Raw genomic sequence first — 276 nt, forward strand, 5'->3', positions numbered from 1 at the left:
GGCAGTGGCCGCATTGCCCAGCGCGGTGGCATTGCTGCCCGTGGCAGCGGCCAGCGTGCCGATCGCGGTGGCGCCGGTCCTGGCCGGCGTCACCGGATCGGTACCGGTGTCGGCGGCGGTGCCGGCCACCGCGCCGCGCCCCATCGCAACCGAATCCGTGCTGGCCGCATTGGCCTGCGGCCCGACGGCAACGCTGTCGGTGCCGATCGCGGTCGCGTCGGCCAGGGCCGAATTGGCATGGAAGTACTTGATGCCGCCGCCGCTGGCGAGGTTGGT

1 pseudogene is annotated in these 276 nt (G+C 73.6%); it reads right to left on the reverse strand.

What is annotated here, in order from left to right:
• Window positions 1-276: pseudogene (locus SB753_RS36960) on the reverse strand (hemagglutinin); the annotation flags it as partial.

Source organism: Paraburkholderia sp. SIMBA_053 (genome assembly GCF_046534895.1).
In the GTDB taxonomy this organism is placed as follows: domain Bacteria; phylum Pseudomonadota; class Gammaproteobacteria; order Burkholderiales; family Burkholderiaceae; genus Paraburkholderia; species Paraburkholderia caledonica.